Source organism: Gracilibacillus halophilus YIM-C55.5, assembly GCF_000359605.1.
GTDB lineage: Bacteria > Bacillota > Bacilli > Bacillales > Amphibacillaceae > Gracilibacillus > Gracilibacillus halophilus.
This window is the reverse complement of the sequence record NZ_APML01000043.1, coordinates 1-4,167: the sequence shown is the minus strand read 5'-3', so window position 1 is coordinate 4,167 and position 4,167 is coordinate 1. Positions and strand designations below refer to the sequence as shown.

The 4,167-nt window shown below is 39.9% G+C and carries 2 protein-coding genes, 1 pseudogene and 1 riboswitch; of the genes and pseudogenes, 2 read left to right on the top strand and 1 reads right to left on the bottom strand.

What is annotated here, in order from left to right:
* Nucleotides 1-307 precede the first annotated feature (307 nt).
* Nucleotides 308-1,228, top strand: a complete 921-nt coding sequence (locus J416_RS10215) for a diacylglycerol kinase (RefSeq protein WP_003470232.1) — start codon at nucleotides 308-310, stop codon at nucleotides 1,226-1,228.
* A 150-nt stretch (nucleotides 1,229-1,378) separates the two neighbouring features.
* Here the strand turns inward: J416_RS10215 and J416_RS10210 are convergent.
* Nucleotides 1,379-2,427 (bottom strand): annotated as a pseudogene (locus J416_RS10210) (homocysteine S-methyltransferase family protein).
* A 79-nt stretch (nucleotides 2,428-2,506) separates the two neighbouring features.
* Nucleotides 2,507-2,613, bottom strand: a riboswitch (SAM riboswitch).
* Nucleotides 2,614-2,748: 135 nt separating this feature from the next.
* Between J416_RS10210 and rlmD the strand changes: the two are divergent.
* Complete coding sequence (rlmD, locus tag J416_RS10205; protein ID WP_003470222.1) at nucleotides 2,749-4,128, top strand: 23S rRNA (uracil(1939)-C(5))-methyltransferase RlmD; 1,380 nt, start codon at nucleotides 2,749-2,751, stop codon at nucleotides 4,126-4,128.
* The last annotated feature ends 39 nt before the right edge of the window (nucleotides 4,129-4,167 follow it).

The following is a 4,167-nucleotide window of genomic DNA, read 5'->3' as shown; positions in this document are numbered from 1 at the left end:
CTGTTTGCATGGAAAATCGATATATCAGTCAAACAGGTTTGTTTCGAGCCCCTGTTTGCACAGAAAATGAATATATCCTGCAAATCGAGAATGTATGACATGCTTATTTGCAGGATAAATCGATTCCAAAAACAAATTCGCGAATGGTGTGCGCAATCAATATGCAAAACAGGAGACACCGCCAGAAAGAAAAGAACGAAACATCTGAAAAAGTGTTTCATGTTTCAATAAATAGTTTTTATTTGCAAAAATTCACAAATAGATTATGATGGAAGGTAGAATCTTTTTCGGTGAAGGAGAAATGATGATGAAGCGTGCTCGCATTATCTATAATCCAAGCTCAGGTCGTGAAATCTTCAAGAAAGAGTTGCCCGATGTGTTGCGACGCTTTGAAGAAGCTGGTTATGAAACATCGGCGCATGCCACAACAGGAGAAGGTGATGCCACCTATGCGGCTAAAATTGCAGTTGAACGAAAATATGATCTCGTCATAGCAGCAGGAGGCGATGGTACGATCAATGAAGTGCTCCATGGCCTTGCAGAACAACCATACCGTCCCAAGTTAGGTATTATCCCAGGCGGAACAACAAATGATTTAGCTCGTGCGCTCGGTATTCCCCGTGATATTAAAAAAGCGGTGGATATTATCCTAGAACATCATATTCGGCCACTAGATATCGGTCGAGTCAACGATCATTACTTCATGAATATTGCTGGTGGTGGAAAGCTAACAGAACTCACATATGAAGTGCCGAGTAAATTAAAGACGATGCTTGGACAGCTTGCTTATTATATAAAAGGAATTGAAATGCTTCCTTCCTTGCGCCCAATTCGTGTACAAATTGAGTATGATGGCAAATGGTTTGATGATGAAATTATGCTGTTTCTCGTTTCTAACACCAATTCAGTTGGTGGCTTTGAAAAACTTGCCCCTAATGCAAAGATGGATGACGGATATTTCGACTTGCTCATATTAAAGAAAATGAATATGGCTGATTTTGTTCGCATCGCTAGTCTTGCTACAAAAGGCGCCCATTTAGAAGATAAGCATATTTTCTATGCTCGTGCGAATCGAATAAAAGTACACACAGAAGAAAAAATGCAGCTAAATATCGATGGCGAATTTGGCGGTTTATTACCAGGTGAATTCACAAACTTATATCAACATATTGATGTCTTTGTATCAAGTGAATTTTGTGACAAACAAGCGAAATTAGAAGAATCATAGGCCATATTCCACTAGAAAAAGGGGGGATATGGCCTACCTTATGATTCACATGAGTATTTTCTATTTCATTCGATAGAAACCGAAATATTTCCCAGGAAATGAGGAAATTAGACAAGAAAATAATCATTCCGCTGATCAGTTCATGAGTATTTAAGCTTTCGTGCGGTAATTTAGGTTATGCTGTTTCAACGTGTCATCTGTTCCGAATAAGAAGTGTTTCTTCATGTCTGGCGAATATGTCGAATTGATCGTTTCAATGTCACATGCTTCCGCTACTGCTCGTAGCATCGCTGGAGATGCACCGCAGCATAGACCAATGTAGTTCACCCCAGTATCTTTCGCCTGCTTAGCCCATTCAGCGATTTCATAACGATTATGGTATAAAGGTTCTAAAGCCGTAGGAAATGTTGTTTCTAAAGGCAAATGACAGCTACAACCGCCATCAGGCAAATTAAAGAATGTCGGATGTTCCTCTGTTGTACGGTACGGTACCGGTAATCCAGCTACGAAACCATCAACACGCTCGCGAATTTGCTCAAGGTATGGCTGCATCGTATCAGGCCCACGGAAACAATTCATTCCGACGACTAATGCTCCTTTTTCGGAAAGAATACGACAAGATTCTTCGACTTGATAGCCATCACGTAAAATATTTTCACCCATGAGCCCCATCGTAATAACAGCGGGTAATCCTTGTTTTTGGATTTCTTCTAAAGCGATGACGGCCTCTTCGTGATAATAGAATGTTTCACCATTTACAAAGTCAACACCTTCTTCTTTGCACCAACTAATCATTTCAGCAAACATGCTGCGCACCTTATCTTTGGATGCCTGATCTTCTGGGTCAAAAATATTTGTGTTCGAAATGTTGCCAGCAACTAATGCTTCTTCTGTTGGATGTTCTTTCGCCACTTCTTTCGCTAGTCGAATAGCATTTCGGTTCAGTGGCTCTAGCAAATCTTCTTTCCCGATAATACGCATTTTTTCACGGTGTGCATTATAAGTGAAAGCTAATACTACATCAGAACCTGCATTCATAAAATCACGATAGACGTGTTTAAGTACATCTGGATGCTCTAATGCGACTTCTGGAACGAATGATCCTGCTTGCAAATAACCTCTACGTTCCAATTCAAATAAATACCTTCACCAGCAATGACAGTGCCATCTCTTAATCTCTCTTCCAAACTACGCTTCATGATCATATCCTCCTTGTTGGTATAAAAATAAAACCTCTTCTTGAATGAAGAAGAGGTTTGTATACATCAGTATCGACTCTTCTTATCTTCAAGCCTGTAGTTGGCTACTGGAATTGGCACAGTGCTAAATAAAAGCCTGTTGCCGAGGTTTCTAAGGGCCAGTCCCTCCACCTCTCTAGATAAGAACCATATGCATATGATTTTTCTAAATTATAATCGTTTTTGAAAATAAGGTCAATCCCTTTTTGGAATTTTGAAAATTTTTTTATTTATCATTTCTGTGATAGAATTTGGTCAGCAAAAGAAAAAGGACGATGACATATGACAAAATCAGCTCCTCCAGTCAAGAAAAACCAAACTGTTGAAGTAACATTTGAAGATATGACACATGAAGGGTCTGGCGTCGGGAAGGTCAATGGTTATCCATTGTTTGTTCCGTATGGCCTACCTGGCGAACAGGCGAAAGTAAAAGTGATTAAAGTGAAGAAGAATTTTGGTTTTGGTAAGATCATTGAGTTTTATAACCAAAGTGATGAACGTGTTGACCCACCGTGTGATGTCTTTTATAAATGTGGTGGCTGTCAGTTGCAGCATATGAGCTATCAACGACAACTTGATATGAAACACGACCAAGTACAAAATGCATTGAAAAAAATTGCTCATATTGATGATATTCCGATTCATCCTACGATTGGGATGGACGATCCATGGCGCTATCGAAATAAAGTGCAAATTCCAGTTGGCTCAAAAAATGGTGAATTAATTACGGGTTTTTATCGTAAGCGAAGCCATGACATTATTGATGATATGGATCATTGTATCATTACGGATGAGACAGCTGATCGTATGGTCGATGCAGTACGAGAAATTGCTAATCGTTTAGGTATTTCGGCTTATGATGAAACGAACCACCGAGGTACCTTACGACATATTATGGTGCGGGTGGGACAAGAAACGAACCAGACCATGATCGTATTAGTGACACGGAAGGAAAATGTTCCACAATTGGACAAGTTAGTTGAAGAAATTCGAGCAAGCTATCCACATGTGAAATCCGTTATCCAAAACGTGAACGCGGAACGAACGAATGTGATTTTAGGTAAGAAGACGAAGGTGTTATGGGGAAATGAGTATATTTACGATGAGATCGATGGTATTCGTTTTGCCATTTCAGCTAAATCGTTTTATCAAGTCAATCCAACACAAACAAAAAAATTATATGATAAAGCGATCGAATATGCTGATATTGCGGGTGATGAGACCGTCATTGATGCCTATTGCGGTATTGGTACGATTTCATTATCTCTAGCGAAAAAGGCAAAGAAAGTATATGGCGTTGAAGTGGTTCCGCAGGCTGTTTCAGATGCAAAAGAAAATGCCAAATTAAACAACATCGACAATGCGGCGTTTTATGTAGGAGAAGCGGAAAAGGTCATGCCATGGTGGACAGCACAAGGACTACAACCTGACGTTATTGTTGTCGACCCACCACGAAAAGGATGCGATGAAGAGTTGCTAAACGCTATGATACAAATGAAGCCGAAGCGCATCGTTTATGTATCATGTAACCCGTCTACATTAGCACGTGACTTAAATATTTTAGAAGATGGTGGCTATCAGACGAAGGAAGTCCAGCCAGTTGATATGTTCCCGCAGACGAAGCACATTGAGTGTTGCGCGCAGATTGTATTGAAGGTGTAACCCAACAATAAAGTTGTACCATTCATAAAAAAGTCATAA